17 protein-coding genes are annotated in these 17,204 nt (G+C 72.4%); 13 read left to right on the plus strand and 4 right to left on the minus strand.

The window, feature by feature from the left end:
* Window position 1: 1 nt before the first annotated feature.
* Complete coding sequence (locus GQQ93_RS02815; RefSeq protein ID WP_157422679.1) at window positions 2-460, minus strand: Lrp/AsnC family transcriptional regulator; 459 nt, start codon at window positions 458-460, stop codon at window positions 2-4.
* A 165-nt stretch (window positions 461-625) separates the two neighbouring features.
* Between GQQ93_RS02815 and pdhA the strand changes: the two genes are divergently transcribed.
* From pdhA to GQQ93_RS02835, 4 genes are all read left to right on the plus strand, one after another.
* Window positions 626-1,807, plus strand: a complete 1,182-nt coding sequence (gene pdhA, locus GQQ93_RS02820) for a pyruvate dehydrogenase (acetyl-transferring) E1 component subunit alpha (protein ID WP_157422680.1) — start codon at window positions 626-628, stop codon at window positions 1,805-1,807.
* Window positions 1,804-2,814: an alpha-ketoacid dehydrogenase subunit beta gene (locus tag GQQ93_RS02825; RefSeq protein WP_157422681.1), complete on the plus strand. Its 1,011-nt coding sequence runs from the start codon at window positions 1,804-1,806 to the stop codon at window positions 2,812-2,814. Before pdhA ends, GQQ93_RS02825 begins: the two co-directional genes overlap by 4 nt.
* A gap of 5 nt (window positions 2,815-2,819) precedes the next feature.
* Window positions 2,820-4,229 (plus strand): dihydrolipoamide acetyltransferase family protein, encoded by a 1,410-nt coding sequence (locus GQQ93_RS02830; protein ID WP_157422802.1) that lies wholly within the window; start codon window positions 2,820-2,822, stop codon window positions 4,227-4,229.
* 187 nt (window positions 4,230-4,416) lie between these two features.
* Entirely contained in the window at window positions 4,417-4,746 is a 330-nt protein-coding gene (locus GQQ93_RS02835) for a 4a-hydroxytetrahydrobiopterin dehydratase (RefSeq protein ID WP_157422682.1), read from the plus strand.
* Window positions 4,747-4,820: 74 nt separating this feature from the next.
* On the opposite strand, the gene GQQ93_RS02840 is transcribed toward GQQ93_RS02835, so the two are convergent.
* The gene (locus GQQ93_RS02840) at window positions 4,821-5,303 is read right to left on the minus strand and encodes a GNAT family N-acetyltransferase (RefSeq protein ID WP_157422683.1); all 483 of its coding nucleotides are present in this window, start codon (window positions 5,301-5,303) and stop codon (window positions 4,821-4,823) included.
* On the minus strand, window positions 5,282-5,908 hold the full coding sequence (locus GQQ93_RS02845) for a TetR/AcrR family transcriptional regulator (protein ID WP_157422684.1): 627 nt from the start codon (window positions 5,906-5,908) through the stop codon (window positions 5,282-5,284). The genes GQQ93_RS02840 and GQQ93_RS02845 overlap by 22 nt, the downstream gene beginning before the upstream one ends.
* A gap of 118 nt (window positions 5,909-6,026) precedes the next feature.
* On the opposite strand from GQQ93_RS02845, the gene GQQ93_RS02850 reads away from it, so the two are divergent.
* Complete coding sequence (locus GQQ93_RS02850; protein ID WP_157422685.1) at window positions 6,027-7,634, plus strand: carboxyl transferase domain-containing protein; 1,608 nt, start codon at window positions 6,027-6,029, stop codon at window positions 7,632-7,634.
* A gap of 62 nt (window positions 7,635-7,696) precedes the next feature.
* On the opposite strand, the gene GQQ93_RS02855 is transcribed toward GQQ93_RS02850, so the two are convergent.
* Entirely contained in the window at window positions 7,697-8,419 is a 723-nt protein-coding gene (locus GQQ93_RS02855) for an MBL fold metallo-hydrolase (RefSeq protein WP_157422686.1), read from the minus strand.
* Between the two features lie 103 nt (window positions 8,420-8,522).
* Here GQQ93_RS02855 and GQQ93_RS02860 point away from each other — a divergent pair, with 103 nt between their 5' ends.
* The 8 genes from GQQ93_RS02860 (at window position 8,523) to GQQ93_RS02895 (ending at window position 17,188) form a co-directional block, all read left to right on the plus strand.
* Window positions 8,523-9,104, plus strand: coding sequence for a TetR/AcrR family transcriptional regulator (locus GQQ93_RS02860; protein WP_157422687.1), 582 nt, complete (start codon window positions 8,523-8,525; stop codon window positions 9,102-9,104).
* Window positions 9,105-9,214: 110 nt separating this feature from the next.
* Window positions 9,215-11,254 (plus strand): acetyl/propionyl/methylcrotonyl-CoA carboxylase subunit alpha, encoded by a 2,040-nt coding sequence (locus tag GQQ93_RS02865; protein ID WP_157422688.1) that lies wholly within the window; start codon window positions 9,215-9,217, stop codon window positions 11,252-11,254.
* Window positions 11,251-12,432 carry an acyl-CoA dehydrogenase family protein gene (locus GQQ93_RS02870; protein WP_157422689.1) on the plus strand — a complete coding sequence of 394 codons (1,182 nt, stop codon included), beginning with the start codon at window positions 11,251-11,253 and terminating at the stop codon, window positions 12,430-12,432. The genes GQQ93_RS02865 and GQQ93_RS02870 overlap by 4 nt, the downstream gene beginning before the upstream one ends.
* A 54-nt stretch (window positions 12,433-12,486) precedes the next feature.
* Window positions 12,487-13,071 carry a MaoC family dehydratase gene (locus GQQ93_RS02875; protein WP_212277232.1) on the plus strand — a complete coding sequence of 195 codons (585 nt, stop codon included), beginning with the start codon at window positions 12,487-12,489 and terminating at the stop codon, window positions 13,069-13,071.
* Window positions 13,071-13,883, plus strand: a complete 813-nt coding sequence (locus tag GQQ93_RS02880) for an HpcH/HpaI aldolase/citrate lyase family protein (protein ID WP_157422690.1) — start codon at window positions 13,071-13,073, stop codon at window positions 13,881-13,883. Before GQQ93_RS02875 ends, GQQ93_RS02880 begins: the two co-directional genes overlap by 1 nt.
* 136 nt (window positions 13,884-14,019) lie before the next feature.
* A complete protein-coding gene (locus GQQ93_RS02885; RefSeq protein WP_246192030.1) occupies window positions 14,020-15,126 on the plus strand; it encodes an aldo/keto reductase in 1,107 nt (368 codons plus the stop codon).
* 44 nt (window positions 15,127-15,170) lie between these two features.
* Entirely contained in the window at window positions 15,171-16,556 is a 1,386-nt protein-coding gene (locus GQQ93_RS02890; protein ID WP_157422691.1) for a M16 family metallopeptidase, read from the plus strand.
* Window positions 16,557-16,585: 29 nt separating this feature from the next.
* Window positions 16,586-17,188 (plus strand): histidine phosphatase family protein, encoded by a 603-nt coding sequence (locus GQQ93_RS02895; RefSeq protein ID WP_157422692.1) that lies wholly within the window; start codon window positions 16,586-16,588, stop codon window positions 17,186-17,188.
* The last annotated feature ends 16 nt before the right edge of the window (window positions 17,189-17,204 follow it).

A 17,204-nucleotide genomic window follows, 5' to 3' on the forward strand; every position in this document is an offset into this window, starting at 1 on the left:
TTCAGCGCTCCAGCAACGGCCCCAATCGGTAGGGGATCAGTTCACCCATGGCGAGGGAGGTCTCGGTGCGCTCGACGCCGTCGATCGCGAGGATCTCGCCGTCGATGCGGAACAGGTCGTGCGCGTCGCGGCACACCACGCGCACGAGCAGGTCGATCGACCCCGAGAGGCCGTGGGCCTGGATCGCCTCGGGGATCGCGGCGATCTGGTCGACGACCTCGCCGAGCAGCTTCTGCCGCACGTGCACGGCGATGAACGCCTCGATCGGGTAGCCGAGCGGCGCGGGATCGATGCTGCGTTCGAATGAGAGGAACGCGCCGGAGGACTCGAGGCGGGCCATCCTCGCCTGCACCGTGTTGCGCGAGAGGCCGAGCCGATCGGCGAGGGCGACCACCGTCGCCCGGGGGTCGGGGGAGAGCGCCGCGAGCAGCGCTCGGTCGACGGCGTCGTAACCGGTCATAACGCCACACGATAGCACCGCCGGGTCGGCGTCGGCTTGGCAACATGCTCAATCGGTTCACGCTTGCTTGAGCTGTGTGACCGATCGACGTACGCTCACGGTATCCGGCAGAGTCGCCGGTGCGGGCTGCCCACGAAGCGGGCCCGCTGAGAGCGAGGATCGACGATGACCCCATCCGACCGAGACGCCACCGGCCTCCTGACACGTCCCGACCCCTTCGTGCAGCTGATCACCCCCGCGGGTGACCGTGTGCGCGATGCCGTCTACGACCCGTGGGTCGCCGACGTCGACCTCGAGGTGCTCGGCCGCCTGTACCGCGACATGGTCGTGGTGCGCCGCATCGACACGGAGGCCACCGCGCTGCAGCGTCAGGGCGAGCTCGGCCTGTGGCCGCCGCTCGCGGGGCAGGAGGCCGCCCAGATCGGGTCGGCCCACGCGCTTCGCGACGACGACTTCGTCTTCTCGAGCTACCGCGAGCACGCGCTGGCGTGGCACCGTAAGGTCGCCCCGGCCGAGCTGCTGAGCGTCTGGCGCGGCACCGCAGCCTCGGGCTGGAACCCGTACGAGCACAACATGGCCGTGCCGCAGATCATCATCGGCGCGCAGGCACTGCACGCCACGGGCTACGCCATGGGACTGCGCTGGGAGGGCTCCGACGCCGCCGCGATCGCCTACTTCGGCGACGGTGCGACGAGCGAGGGCGACGTGAACGAGGCCCTCGTCTTCGCCTCGAGCTTCGACGCCCCCGTCGTCTTCTTCTGCCAGAACAACCAGTGGGCGATCTCCGAGCCGGTCGGGCTCCAGTCCAAGCAGGCGATCGCGCGTCGCGCCGACGGCTTCGGCATGCCCGGCCTCCGCGTCGACGGCAACGACGTGCTCGCCGTGCTCGCCGCGACCCGCTTCGCCCTCGATCGCGCCCGCCGCGGCGAGGGGCCGAGCTTCATCGAGGCCGTCACGTACCGGATGGGCCCGCACACGACCGCCGACGACCCCAAGCGGTACCGCGGCGACGCCGAACTCGCCGAGTGGCGCGAGCGCGACCCCATCTCGCGCGTGCTCGCCTACCTCGACGGCTCGGGCGTCGACGTCGCCGGGCTCGAGCGCGAGGCCACCGCCGAGGCCGACCGTGTGGCGGCCGAACTCCGTGCCGCGATCACGACCCTCGCCGACCCCGAGCCGCTCAGCGTCTTCGACCACGTGTACGCCGAGCCGAACAGCCACGTCGAGCGCCAGCGCACGAACTACGCGCGCTACCTCGCGCTGTTCGACGAGCCGGAGGAGCGCGGGGGCGCGGCGGCAGCAGCCGGGCCCGAGGCATCCGGCCGTACCGAAGGAGGTGCGCGATGACGCAGCTGACGCTCGCGAAGGCCCTGAACGCCGGTCTCCGGCGCGCCCTCGCCGACGACGACAAGGTGGTGCTGATGGGTGAGGACATCGGCACCCTCGGCGGCGTGTTCCGCGTGACCGACGGGCTGAAGGCCGAGTTCGGCGGGCACCGCGTCGTCGACTCGCCGCTCTCCGAGGCCGGGCTCATCGGCACGGCCGTGGGCCTCGCGTACCGGGGATTCCGGCCGGTCGTCGAGATCCAGTTCGACGGCTTCATCTACCCGGGCTTCGACCAGATCGTCGCCCAGGTCGCGAAGCTGCACTACCGCTCGCGCGGCACGGTCAAGATGCCCATCACGATCCGCGTGCCGTTCGGCGGCGGCATCGGCGCGGCCGAGCACCACTCGGAGTCGCCCGAGGCGTACTTCGCGCACACGGCTGGCCTCCGTGTCGTCGCGTGCTCGAACCCCGCCGACGCCTACCTGATGGTGCGCCAGGCGATCGCGAGCGACGACCCGGTGCTGTTCTTCGAGCCGAAGCGCCGCTACCACGTCAAGGGCGAGGTCGACGAGACGGCCAGCCTCGCCGACGCTCCGCCGATGGGCGTCGCCGCGACGCTCGCGCGCGGCAGCGACGTCACGCTCGTCACCTACGGCGCGCTCGTGCAGACGGCGCGGGATGCCGCGACCGCGGCCGCGGAGGAGGGCATCTCCCTCGAGGTGATCGACCTGCGCTCGCTCGCGCCGATCGACTACGCGCCGATCGAGGCGTCGGTGCGGCGCACCGGCCGGCTCGTGATCGCCCACGAGGCCGGCCAGCAGGGCGGCATGGGCGCCGAGATCGCCGCGTCGATCACCGAGCGCTGCTTCGAGTTCCTCGAGGCCGCGCCGGTGCGCGTCACGGGTCACGACATCCCGTACCCGCCCGCGAAGCTCGAGCGCCATCATCTGCCCGACCTCGACCGCATCCTCGACGGGGTCGATCGCGCCCTCGGCCGTCCGAATTCGCTGAGCGGGGTGGAGGCGTGAGCACGATGATCCGCGACTTCCCGCTGCCCGACCTCGGCGAGGGGCTCACCGAGTCCGAGATCGTCGCGTGGCGCGTCGCCGTCGGCGACCGCGTCGAACTCAACCAGATCGTCGCCGACGTCGAGACGGCGAAGGCGGTCGTCGAACTGCCCTCGCCGTTCGCGGGCGTCATCACGGCCCTGCACGCCGCGGAGGGCGAGACGGTCGACGTCGGCGCGCCGCTGTTCTCCTGCGACACGGGCGAGCCCGCGGGCGAGGCGGAGACCATGGGGGGTGCGCATGCCGCCGAGACCTCGTCGGCGCCGACGGGTCGCGAACCCGAGGCCGCCTCGCGCGACGCCGCGCCCGGGCCGAACCTCGTGGGCTACGGCGCCGGCGACGAGGGCGCGCCGCGACGCCGGGCGCGCGGCCGCGCGACGCCGGTCGCCGAACACGCATCGCAGTCGGTCGCCGATCTCGCCGAGCCGATCGCGGCCCCGGGCGAGCTCGACGACGCCGCGGTCGTCGCCGAGCGCCCGCGCTCGACCCCGCCGGTGCGCAAGCTCGCACGCGACCTCGGGCTCGAGCTCGAACGCATCGTGGGCACCGGCCCGCGCGGCCTGATCACGCGCGACGACGTCGAACAGGCTGCCGCCGCGACCGGTGCCGACGCGTCCGCGCAGGCCGTGGGCGGCGCCGACCGCGAGGCGCAGCCGCTCGCCACGGGCTCCCGGCCCGCCGAGACCCGCATCCCGATCAAGGGCGTGCGCAAGCACACCGCGGCGGCCATGGTGCGCAGCGCCTTCACGGCCCCGCATGTGACCGAGTTCCTGACGATCGACGTCACCGAGACGATGGAGCTCGTGCGCGGCCTCCGCGAGGACCGCGCGCTCGCCGCGCATCGGGTGACGCCGCTCGCGGTCGTCGCGAAGGCCCTCTGCATCGCCGCACGCCGCACCCCCGAGGTGAACGCACGGTGGGACGAGGAGGCGCAGGAGATCGTGCAGTTCGCCGGCGTGAACCTCGGCATCGCAGCGGCGACCGAGCGCGGACTCGTCGTGCCGAATATCCCCGGCGCCGACCGGTTGACCCTGCTCGAGCTCGCCGACGCGATCACCGCGCTCGCAGAGACGGCCCGCTCGGGCCGCACGAGCCCGTCGTCGCTCGCGGGCGGCACCATCTCGATCACGAACATCGGGGTCTTCGGCATCGATGCGGGCACGCCGATCCTGAATCCGGGGGAGGCGGCGATCCTCGCGATGGGGGCGGTACGACGGCAGCCCTGGGAGTACCGGGGCGAGATCGCCCTTCGCGAGGTCATGACCCTGAGCCTCTCCTTCGACCACCGCCTGGTCGACGGCCAGCAGGGCTCGCGCTTCCTCGCCGACATCGGCGCGATCCTGCGCGAACCGGGGCGTGCGCTGACCATGATGTGATCGCGGGAGCGGGGCGGGCGCGCCGCCGTTCTCGCCCGCCCTGCCCCCACAACCCTGCCCCCCACCCCTGCCCGACGCGCCCCCTTCACCTCACCGAGTCGCCAAGAAGCGTTCGAAATCCCGCCCGCAAGGACGGTTCTCGGTGACTCGACGAGCGTCGGGCGGGTGCGAGGAGGATGATGGCGGTATGGACCACCCGCGGCGCACCCTCACTCCGTCCGAGACCGCCGACGACCTGGCGGGCACGGCATTCGTCCACACCGGCGATCGCCTCGACGGCGCCTATCGCACCGACGACTTCGCGAGCGCGGTCGAGCTGCTCGACGAGGTCGCGGCCGTGGCCGACGCCCTCGGCCACCATCCCGACGTGCGGCTCGGCTGGGGACGCATCGATTTCACGCTGAGTTCCCACGACGTGGGCGGCGTCACTTCCCGCGACCTCGAGCTCGCGCGGCGCATCGACGCGCTCGCCGACGGGCTCGGCGCACGCCCCGGCAACCGACCGGGCGACGGCTGACGCCGTCGACGGCCGCTGATCCTGAGCGGCGCCCGCGTCGAGGCATCCGCACCCTCGACGCGGCTCACGGCGGCTCACGACAGGCGGTAGACCCGCTCCTCGATCTCGGTCTCGCGGGCGTTGGCGTAGCCGTGCTCGGTGCCGACCTGCTCGAAGCCGAGCTTCTCGAGCACCGCGATCGACCCGGCGTTGTCGGCGGCGACGCGGGCGCGCACCGGGCGTTCGTCGAGCGCGTCGAGGAAGAGGTGCATCGCGCGCGTGGCGATGCCACGGCCCCACTGCGCCCGGTCGATCCAGTACGTGATCTCGGGGGTGCCCTCGTCGTACCAGCGGGCGACGCTGCCCACGATCTCGCCATCGGCGCGCACGGTGCGGGCGTCGACGGCGGGGTCGTCGAGCAGTCGGCGCCAGTGGGCGTCGAACATCGCGCGGTCGCTCGGATCGGGCGGGGTGAAGGCCGCCATCCGGACCGCGACCGGGTCCTGCTCGATCAGGAACAGTGCATCGAGATCGCCGTCGCGGGTCGCGCGCAGCGTCACGACATGAGGCTCGCCCATGCCATCTCCTCCAGGATGCCGCGGATGGTGCCGTCGGCAGGTCGGCGCCCGGGGATGCGGGCGCTGTGCGGAGTGGAGTTCAGGAGGCCGAAGGCGGCGTGTGCCCTGACCCTGAGCTCCGCCTCGGCCCGATCGGGCCGGAGTCTGGAGAGCACGTCGACCCAGTGTTCGACGTAGCGGCGCTGGAGGAGGCGCACGTCGTGGCGCGCGCCGGCGTCGAGCTGCTCGAGTTCGCGATCCTGCACGAGGATGACGTCGGCGTCGCCGAGTGCGAAGTCGACGTGGTGCGCGATGAGCGCACGCAGCGAGCGCTCGGGTTCGGATGCCTCGTCGAGCACCCGCTCGGCGCCATCGAGCAGCGCGCGGCTCGCGCCCTCGAGGATGGCGGCGAGCACGGCGGCCTTGCCGGGGAAGTGGCGGTAGACCGCCGGCCCTGAGACGCCGACCGCGGTGCCGAGGTCTTCGATGGTGACGCCCGCATAGCCGCGCTCGGCGAAGAGCGTCGCTGCGGCCGCGAGAATGGCGGCGCGACGATCGGCCTTCTGCCGGCCTCGCTCGGTGAGCGCGGCCGCGGTGGATGCGGGGGCTGCGGGGCTGCTTGCCATCTCGGTTAACGCTCGCTAACATCGGGAATCGAGTTAGTGCACACTAACCGAAACCAAGTGCCCGCGGCAAGGGGGCGCGCCGTCGACGACGACGGACCGAGCGAGACGAGCGGAGCGCATGGGCATCCTGCACACGCAGATCGACCCCGACGGCGACGCCGGCCGGGCCAACGCCGAGGCGCACGCCGAACTGGCGGCCGAGTTGCGGGCGCGGCTCGCGGCGGCCGCAGCGGGCGGGCCCGAGGCATCCAGAGCCCGTCACGTCGCACGCGGCAAGCTGCTGCCGCGCGACCGCGTCGTGCGCCTGCTCGACGAGGGGAGCCCGTTCCTCGAGCTCGCACCGCTCGCCGCCGACGGCCTCTACGGCGACGACTCGCCGGGCGCCGGCATCATCACGGGCATCGGTCTCGTGCACGGCCGACCCGTCATGGTCGTCTGCAACGACGCCACCGTGAAGGGCGGCACCTACTATCCGATGACGGTGAAGAAGCACCTGCGCGCGCAGGAGGTCGCGAAGGAGCACCGGCTGCCGTGCGTCTACCTCGTCGACTCCGGTGGCGCGTTCCTGCCGCTGCAGGACGAGGTGTTCCCCGACCGCGATCACTTCGGCCGGATCTTCTACAACCAGGCGCAGCTCTCGTCGATGCGCATCCCGCAGCTCGCGGCCGTGCTCGGGTCGTGCACCGCGGGCGGCGCCTACGTGCCGGCGATGAGCGACGAGACCGTGATCGTGCGGAACCAGGGCACCATCTTCCTCGGCGGCCCGCCCCTCGTGAAGGCCGCGATCGGCGAGGTCGTGACCCCCGAGGAGCTCGGCGGCGGCGAACTGCATGCGCGCACCTCGGGCGTCGTCGACCACCTCGCCGAGGACGACGAGCACGCCCTCGAACTCGTGCGCGACATGGTCGCGACCCTGCCGGCCCAGGCGCCCCGCGCCTGGGCGGTGCGCGAACCCCGCCCGCCGGCCGTCGACCCCGCGGCGATCACGGCCGCCGTCCCGGTCGACGTGCAGCAGCCCTACGACGTGCGCGAGGTCATCGCACGGCTCGTCGACGCCAGCGAGTTCGCCGAGTTCAAGCCCGACTACGGCGACACCCTGGTCACGGGCTTCGCCCACATCGACGGGCACCCGGTCGGCATCGTCGCGAACAACGGCGTGCTGTTCAGCGAGTCGGCGATGAAGGGCGCGCACTTCATCGAACTCTGCGACCAGCGGGGCATCCCGTTGCTGTTCCTGCAGAACATCTCGGGCTTCATGGTCGGCCGCGACGCCGAGGCCGGCGGCATCGCGAAGCACGGCGCGAAGATGGTCACCGCGGTCGCGACGACGCGGGTGCCGAAGCTCACCGTCGTCATCGGCGGCTCGTTCGGCGCAGGCAACTACTCGATGTGCGGCCGGGCGTACTCGCCGCGGTTCCTGTGGATGTGGCCGAACGCCCGCATCTCGGTGATGGGCGGCGAGCAGGCGGCGTCGGTGCTCGCGACGGTCAAGCGCGACCAGCTCGCGATCGCGGGCGAGGCCTGGTCGGATGCGGCGGAGCAGGCCTTCAAGGATCCGATCCGCGCCCAGTACGACGACCAGGGCAGCCCGTACCATTCGACCGCGCGGCTCTGGGACGACGGCATCATCGCGCCCGAGGACACGCGCACCGTGCTCGGCCTCGCGCTCGAGCTCGCGAGCCGCACGCCGCTGCCCGAGCCCCGGTTCGGACTCTTCCGCATGTGAGCGTGGGCCGCGTGCGGCCGGCGGGCGGCGCGCGGCGCCGTGGGCGGCGCGCGCCGAACCGGTCAGCGCGCGGCGGCCGCCGCGGCTTCGACCTCGCGGATCGCCTCGTCGACCCCGCGGTTCCACGGGGTGCCGTGCCCGGGGAGCACCCACGTGGCGCCGAGTCCCTCGAGGCGGCGCAGCGAGCCGAGCGCCTCGGCCGGGTCGTCGGTGAACGGTGCGGGCTGCGGGCCGGTCGCGCCGGTGAGCACGTGCCGGGTCGTGAGCGCGTCGCCGACGAAGACGGCATCGGCGACGGGCACGTGGATCGCGATGCTGCCGGGGGAGTGTCCGGGCATGCTGATCACGCGCGGCGCGCCCGGAAGGTCGAGCACGTCGCCGTCGTCGACGATGACGACCTCGGCGAGCGGGGTCGTGCGCAGGCCGTTGCGCGTGAGCGCGTACCAGAGGAACTTCGCGGTCGCCCCGAGTCGCATGCCGCCCCACTCGGGCTTCGTCGACTCCTCGCCGCGAGCGCGTGCGGCGTCGGCGGCGTGCACGAAGACCGGGACGCCGTGGTCGCGCCGCAGCCGCTCGGCGAATCCGATGTGGTCGGAGTCGCCGTGCGTGAGCACGACGCCGCGCACGTCGGCGAGCGAGCGGCCGATCGCGGAGAGCTCGGCGGTCAGCTCCTTCCACTGCCCCGCGAGACCCGCGTCGATGACGGTGACGCCCTCGGAGGTGTCGACGAGATAGACCGCGACGATGTCGGAGCCGATGCGGTGGAGGGAGGGGCCGAGCTTCATCTGTGTGCCTCGCTTGGGATGGGTGGGAAGTTGATGGCTATGCTACATAGCCATCATGGCTATGCGCAATAGCCTAGAGTCGAATGGTCGAAAGGATCCACCGATGCCGACACCTGAACGCACCTCGCTCGACGCCATCGTCGGCGCCGGGCGCGCCATCCTCGAGGCCGACGGGCTCGGTGGGCTCACCATGCAGGCCGTCGCCGAGCGCGTGGGCGTGCGCGCCCCGTCGCTCTACAAGCGCGTGCGCAACCGGAGCGAGCTCGTGCGGCTGATCGCCGTCGCATCGATCGCCGAGCTCGGCGACCGGCTCGACGACGCTCCGCTCGCGCGCGGCGCCGACGATCGTGACGCCGCGGTCGCCGAGGCGGCCCGCCTCGCCCAGGTCGTGCGGGCGTTCGCGCACGATCGGCCTGCGGCCTATCGCCTGGTCTTCTCGCCGGGAGACGAGTCGGGTCTCGACGTCGAGGTGCTGCGCGAAGCCAGTGCGCCGCTGCTCGCCGTGGCGGCCGAGCTCGCGGGATCCGGTCACGCCCTCGACGCCGCGCGCACACTCACCGCCTGGGTCACGGGTTTCATCAGCATGGAGCTCGCGGGCGCGTTCCGCTTGGGGGGCGACGTCGATCGGGCGTTCGAGTTCGGCATCGAGCGCATCAGCGTCGCGCTCGCGTCGGCGGCGCGCTGAGGCGGCACGCTGAGGCGTCACCCCTTGCGATTCCAGTTAACGAGCACTAACATCGAATCCAGTTAGTGCGCGTTAACTGATCTGCGCACCTCGAGCGCAGGGAGGCGCGGATGGGCACGGGCGACGCCGTCATCGAAGAACGACCGCCGCGCCCCTTCGACCGGGTGCTCGTCGCAAACCGCGGCGAGATCGCCGTGCGGGTCATCCGCACGCTGCGCCGCCTCGGCATCCGCTCGATCGCCGTCTTCTCCGACGCCGACGCCGACGCGCCCCACGTGCGCCTCGCCGACGAGGCCGTACGCATCGGGCCGGCCGCCGCCGCCGAGAGCTATCTCGACCCTGCGCGAATCATCGCGGCGGCGCGCGAGCGCGGCGCCCAGGCGATCCACCCCGGCTACGGCTTCCTCTCCGAGCACGCCGGTTTCGCCGCCGCATGCCGCGACGCCGGCATCGTCTTCGTCGGGCCCGGGGTCGAGGCGCTCGACATCATGGGCGACAAGATCCGGGCGAAGCGGCACGTCGAGGCATCCGGCGTGCCGACCGTGCCCGGCATCGCCGACCCGACCCTCGACGACGCCGCGCTCGCCGCGGCCGGCGAGTCGATCGGCTACCCGCTGCTCGTGAAGCCGAGCGCCGGCGGCGGCGGCAAGGGCATGCAGATCGCCCGCGATGCGCGGGAGCTCGCCACCGCCATCCCCGCGGCCAGGCGCGTCGCGCTGGCCGCCTTCGGCGACGACACGCTGCTGCTCGAACGGCTCATCGAACGCCCGCGCCACATCGAGGTGCAGGTGCTCGCCGACGAGGTCGGCGGCGTCATCCACCTCGGTGAACGCGAGTGCTCGCTGCAGCGCCGCCACCAGAAGGTCATCGAAGAGGCCCCGTCGGCCCTGCTCGACGACGCGACGCGCGCGCGCATCGGGCAGTCGGCGTGCGACGCCGCACGCAGCGTCGACTACCGCGGCGCCGGCACGGTCGAGTTCCTCGTGTCCGACGCAGCCCCCGAGGAGTTCTTCTTCATCGAGATGAACACGCGGCTCCAGGTCGAGCACCCGGTCACCGAGCTCGTGACGGGCGTCGACCTCGTCGAGCAGCAGCTGCGCGTCGCGGCGGGCCAGCCGCTCGCGCTGCGTCAGCACGACGTGCACCTCACGGGCCACGCGATCGAGGCGCGCGTCTACGCGGAGAGCCCCGAGCGCGGCTTCCTGCCGTCGACCGGCGAACTGCTCGTCTGGCGCGAGCCAGGCGGCGAAGGCGTGCGCGTCGACGGCGGCATCCGCTCGGGCCAGCAGATCACCGCCGACTACGACCCCATGCTCGCGAAGGTCATCGCGCACGGCGCCGACCGTGCCGAGGCGCTCGCACGACTCGACGCCGCGCTCTCCGAGACCGTGGTGCTCGGCGTCGACACGAACCTCGCGTTCCTGCGCCGGTTGCTCGCCGAACCGGCGGTGCAGCGCGGCGACCTCGACACCGGGCTCATCGACCGCATGCCGGAACCCGAGTCCGATGCGATCCCGAACGAGGTGCTCGCCGCGGCCGAGGGCGTTCGCACCGCGACAGCGGTCGCGGCGGCACGAGCCGCCGGCGGCCACGCCTGGCAGACGGCGGTCGGCTGGGCCGCGGGAGGGGGCGCCGGCCGCGGCGCGCTCGAGCGCGACACGGCCGCGAACGCGCACGCAGACGCCGTCGCAACCGACACCGACGGCGCCCTCTGGCTGCACGGCCCGCTCGGCACCTGGCGCGTCCCCGCCGTCGACCGCCGTGCCGCGCTCGACGCCCGTCTCGCGATGATCGAACGCGGCGGGCTCGCGGATCCCGAACTGCGCGCGCCCATGCCCGGCACCGTGACCGCCGTGCTCGTCGCCGACGGCGACCGCGTCGAACCGGGCGACGCCGTCGTCGCGATCGAGGCGATGAAGATGGAGCACCGCGTGACGGCTCCCGTCGCCGGCATCGTTCGGCTCGCGGTCGCGATGGGCGCGCAGGTGTCGCGCGACCAGCCCGTCGCCCGCGTCGAGTCCGACCACGAGGCATCCGCCGTCGAGGCACCCGGCGACGCCGAGGCTCCGGCGGAGACGAACACCACGACCCCCGAAGCATCGGGCGCACCCCACGAGGGCGCGCACCCGACCGCACCCCACCAGAAATGAGGAGCACGACCGTGAGCACCGAGCTGAGCGCCGAGGAACAGCAGCTGTACGACATGGTCTGCGAGTTCGCCGACACCGTCGTCGCCCCGCAGTCCTACGAGGCCGACCGCACCCACACGCTCTCGATGGATGTGGTCTCCCAGATGGGCGAACTCGGGCTGTTCGGCCTGCCGTTCCCCGAGGAGGTCGGCGGTCAGGGCGGCGACTACCTGGCGCTGTGCCTCGCGATCGAGGCGCTCGCCCGCGTCGACCAGTCGATCGCGATCACGCTCGAGGCGGCCGTCGGCCTCGGCGCGATGCCGATCTACCGCCACGGCACCGAGGCGCAGAAGGCCGAGCTCCTGCCCGACCTCGTGGCCGGGCGCGCGCTCGCCGGATTCGGTCTCACCGAGTCCGAGGCGGGCTCCGACGCCGGCGCGACGCGCACGACCGCGGTGCTCGACGGCGACGAGTGGGTCGTCAACGGCTCGAAGCAGTTCATCACCAACTCGGGAACGCCGATCACGAGGTTCGTCACGGTCACCGCGGTGACGGGCGAGCGCACCCGCTCCGACGGTTCGGTCTCGAAGGAGCTCTCGACCATCATCGTGCCGAACGGGACGCCCGGATTCACGATCGCCCCCGGCTACGACAAGTCGGGCTGGCGCGCGTCCGACACCCACCCGCTGACCTTCGACGACGTGCGCGTGCCCGCGGCGAACCTGCTCGGCGAACGCGGTCGCGGCTTCGCCAACTTCCTGCGCACGCTCGACGAGGGGCGCATCGCGATCGCCGCGCTCGCGACCGGGGTCGCGCAGGGCTGCCTCGACGAAGCACTCGCCTACGCGAAGACCCGCAACGTCTTCGGCGTTCCGATCGCCTCGCACCAGTACATCGCCTTCACGATCGCCCAGATGCAGGCCCGCGTGTACACCTCGCGCCTCGCCTGGCACGACGCGGCCCGACGGGTCGACGCCGGCCTGCCGTTCAAGAAGGAGGCCGCGATGGCGAAGCTCGTCTCGAGCGACGCCGCGATGCTCAACTCGCGCGACGCCACCCAGATCTTCGGCGGCATGGGCTTCATGAACGAGAGCCTCGTGGCCCGGCACTACCGCGACTCGAAGATCCTCGAGATCGGCGAGGGCACGAACGAGGTGCAGCTCATGGTCATCGCGCGCGAGCTGGGTCTCGCGGGGTAGCGTTCGAATCGAGCAGGATGCCGCGGGGCGCCCCGTGGCGGGAGGGAGCGGCTGATGGCCGGGGGATCGACCGAGCTGCCCGAGGTGCACCGCGAGGTGCTGCAGCGCGGACTCTGGTTCGAGGAGTTCGAACCGGGCACCCGTTACCTGCATCGACCGGGTCGCACCGTGACCGAGGCCGACAACGTGCTGTTCACGACGCTGACGATGAACACGCAGTCGCTGCATCTCGACGCCGCGTGGGCCGAGACGCAGCCGTTCGGCGAGCGGCTCATGAACTCGATGTTCACGCTGGCGACGATCGTGGGCGCCTCGGTGGCGCAGCTCACGCAGGGCACGATCGTCGCGAACCTCGGTTTCACCGAGGTCGCGTTCCCGGCGCCGCTGTACCACGGCGACACGCTCTACAGCGAGACCGTCGTCGTCGAGGTGCGCGAATCCGCGTCGCGGCCGGGGCAGGGCATCGTCACGCTCCAGCACGTCGGCCGGAACCAGCACGGCGTCGAGGTCGCCCGCGCCCGCCGCTCCGTCCTCATGTGGATGCGCGAGGCGGGGGAGCGGCAGGCGGCCGCGCCGGCGGCGCCCGCGCGCGGGGCACGGCGGGCCGCGGCGCACGGGGACACCGACGAGGAGGAATGATGTCGACGCATCCGGTATTCCGTTTCGGCCCCGCGATCCTCTTCTGCCCGGCCGATCGCCCCGAGCGCTACGCGAAGGCCCTCGACCGGGCCGACGCCGTGATCATCGACCTCGAGGACGCGGTCGCTCCCGACGCGAAGCACGCGGCGAGGGTCGCGCTCGTCTCGACGCCGCTCGACCCCGAGCGGGTGATCGTGCGGGTGAACCCTGCGAGCGGCGACGGATTCGCCGACGACCTCGCCGCGCTCGCCGCGACCGACTACCGCACGGTGATGCTCGCGAAGTGCGAGGGCACCGCCGATCTCGTCGACCTCGCCGAGTTCGAGGTGATCGCGCTCTGCGAGACCGCGAAGGGGGTGCTCGCCGCGCCCGAGATCGCCGCGATTCCGAACGTGTCGGCGCTCATGTGGGGCGCAGAGGACCTCGTCGCCTCGCTCGGCGGGTCGTCGAGCCGGGTGGCCGACGGGTCGTACCGCGAGGTCGCCCGGCATGCGCGCTCGCGCGTGCTGCTCGCGGCCGGAGCGCACGGCCTCGCCGCGATCGACGCGGTGCACCTCGATATCGCCGACACCGAGGGCCTCCGTGACGAGGCCGAGGATGCCGCGGCCGTCGGGTTCGCCGCGACCGCGTGCATCCACCCCGCACAGGTCGAGGTGGTGCGGCAGGCGTACCGGCCGAGCCCCGATCGGCTCGAGTGGGCGCGCTCGGTGCTCGAGGCGGCGCGGGGCGAGCGGGGGGTCTTCGCGTTCCGTGGCGCGATGGTCGATGCGCCGTTGCTCGCGCAGGCCGAGGCGGTCCTGCGTCGCGCGTGACCGTCCCCGATGAGGGCACGGATCCGGGTCGTCATCAAACGATTCGATAACGGTTCATCCGTTGTTGCGTCGTCAGCACCCGAAACGGGGGACGGCCTGCGTATTCTCGAACCCAATCCTGGGGAGGAGGGGACGCGTGGCGAGACGACACAGCTACCGGCCGGGTTCGGCGAGCGTTGCGGGGGCAGCGGTCGTCGAGTACGAGATCGACGAGTTCGCGAGCGAGGCGGGCACGGGGGCATCCGGCGCGATCATGAGCGGAGACGCCGCGCGCGCACGCGTCGAGACGATCGCGTCCAACCCGTTGTCGGGGCCCATCACGGTTCCCGCCCGCGTCGCGATCGGCGACACGGGACTCACGGCGCATCCGATCGTGCTGGGCGCGAGCACCTTCGGGTGGACGCTCGGCGCTGAGCAGGCCTTCGCCGTGCTCGATCGCTTCGTCGCCGTCGGCGGCTCGCTCATCGACACGGCCGACAGCTACGCCGCCGGGCGGAGCGAGTCGATCCTCGGCATGTGGATGGACTCGAGGGGCACCCGCGACCGGGTTCACGTCATGACGAAGATCGGTCGCCACCCCGACGCCGCCGGACTCGCGCCCGCGCAGATCAACACCGCGGTCGACGCCTCGCTCATGCGGCTCGGCGTCGAGCGCCTCGAGCTCGTGCACTTCCACGGCGAAGACCCCGAGGTGCCCCTGGAGGAGAGCCTCGGCGCGATCGACGCCCTCATCGCTGCGGGCAAGGTCGGCGCGATCGGCGCCTCCGACTTCAGCCCCGAGCGCCTCATCGAGGCCCGGGTGCTCGGCGCGAACGGGCTGCCGCGCTTCCAGGCGTTCACGACCCGCTACAACCTGATGGAGCGTCGTCCCTTCGAAGGGGCGCCCGAACTCGTGGCGCACGCGCAGGGCCTCGCGGTGCTGCCGTACTTCGCGCTCGCGAACGGCTTCCTCGGCGGCCAGGTGCGCCGTCGCGCCGATGTCCGGCACGATGCCCGTGGGGCGCGCCAGGCGCACCACCTCGGTCGTCGAGGACACCGGGTGCTCGCCGCGCTCGACGCCGTGGCCTTCGCCCGGGGAGTGCAGCCCGCGACGATCGCCCTCGCGTGGCTGCTCGCGAAGCCGACCGTGGCGGCGCCGGTTGCGAGTGCGACGAAGCCCGAACAGGTCGATGCGCTGCTCGCCGCTGCCGCGGTCGAGCTGACCCGATCCGAACTCGTCGAACTCGATCGCGCCTCGGCGTGATCCCGACCCTGCGTTCGACGGGGGAGTGACATAGGCTGTTCAGGATGAACGGCGCCGTCGACCTCCCTCTCGGCCAGGCCGAGCTCTCCTTCGAGGCGACGGGCGGCTCGCGCGTGCGACGTTCGGTGCTCCCCTCGGGGGTGCGCGTGCTCAGCGAGCAGGTTCCCGGCAGCCGCAGCGCGACGATCGGTTTCTGGGTCGCGGTCGGTTCGCGTGACGAGCAGCATGCGGATGCCTCGGGCCCCGCGAGTCTCGGGTCGACCCACTTCCTCGAGCACCTCCTCTTCAAGGGCACTCCGAGCCGCACCGCGCTCGACATCGCGATCTCCTTCGACGCGGTCGGCGGCGAGCACAACGCGCTCACCGCGAAGGAGTACACCTGCTACTACGCCAAGGTGCAGGACCGAGACCTGCCGATGGCGATCACCGTGCTCGCCGACATGTTCACCTCCTCGCTCCTCGACCCCGGCGAATTCGAGACCGAGCGCGGGGTGATCCTCGAAGAGCTGTCGATGGCGGGCGACGACCCCGCCGACGTCGCGAACGAGCGCTTCTTCCAGGCCGTGCTCGGCGCCCACCCGCTCGGCCGCCCGATCGGCGGCAACACCGGCACCATCCAGGCAGCCACCCGCGGCGCGGTCGCCGAGCACTACCGGGCGAACTACCGCCCGCAAGACCTGGTCGTGAGCGTCGCCGGCGCCGTCGACCACGACGAGCTCATCGCCGAGCTCGGCCGCGCGCTCACCGCCGGCGGCTGGAACCTCGACGAGCCGGGCGAGCCCGTCGCGCGTCGGGCGATCCTGCCCGCGGCGCTTGCGCCGGGGCAGCCGCTGACGGTCGTCGAACGTCCCACCGAGCAGGTGAACCTGCTCCTCGGTGCGCCTGCGCTCGTCGCGACCGACGAGCGCAGGGTGACCATGAGCGTGCTCAACGCGATCTTCGGGTCGGGCATGTCGTCGCGCCTGTTCCAGCAGATCCGCGAGCGGCGCGGCCTCGCGTACTCCGTCTACTCCTTCGCGCCGGCGTACTCCGATGCGGGGCTCTTCGGCATGTATGCGGGGTGCGCACCGGCCAAGGCCGGTACCGTCGCGCTCCTCATGCGCGAAGAGCTCGACCGCCTCGCCCGAGACGGCGTGACGGCCGATGAGCTGCGCCGCGCCGCAGGCCAGCTCGCCGGCGCATCGGCCCTCGCGCTCGAAGACTCCGACACGCGCATGTCGAGACTCGGGCGCTCCGAACTCACGCTCGGCGAATTCGTCGACCTCGACGAGGCGCTCCGGCGCGTCGCACGCGTCACCGTCGACGACGTGCAGGCGCTCGCGAGCGACCTCGCCGCCCAGCCGTTCTCGCTCGTCGCCGTCGGCGCGATCGACGAATCGGCGTTCACCGGCGCAGCCGATCAGCTCGCGCCGAGCACCGACGTCGCCTGAGCGACGCGACCCCCTACAGGAGCAAGCCCGTGGCCCACCACCTCTACCTCGTGCGACATGGCGAGCAGATCGACGCCGAGCACGGCCTGCCCGACGGGCCGCTGTCGCCCCGCGGTCGCCGTCAGGCCGAGATGCTCGCCGAGCGCCTCGGCGGCATCCCCTTCGATCACGCCTGGCATTCGCCGCTGCAGCGCGCGACCGAGACGGCCGAGATCATCGCGGCGAAGATGCCGGCGCTCGACCCCGAGCCCTCGCCGCTGCTGTTCGACTGCATCCCGTCCGGCCCGGCTCCTGAGACGCCGAAGGTCTACGACCCGTTCTTCGGCTCGGTCACCGAGGAGGAGATCGAGGCCGGCAGTGCGCAGATGGCCGACGCCGTCGCCGAGTTCCTCCGTTCGCACCGGGAGGACCGCCACGAGCTGCTGATCACCCACAACTTCGTCATCGCCTGGTTCGTGCGCGAGGTGCTGGGCGCACCCGACTGGCGCTGGGTCTCGATCAACCAGGCGAACTGCGGGCTGACGGTGCTCACCCAGAAGCCGGGCCGCCCGTGGAGCCTCGTCACGCACAACGACCTCGCGCACCTGCCGCCCGAGCTGCGCACGGGGCTGCCCGAGCCGTACGTGATCTGATCGCCTCCGGCGGCGG

This window comes from Agromyces lapidis (assembly GCF_009749405.1).
GTDB lineage: Bacteria > Actinomycetota > Actinomycetes > Actinomycetales > Microbacteriaceae > Agromyces > Agromyces lapidis.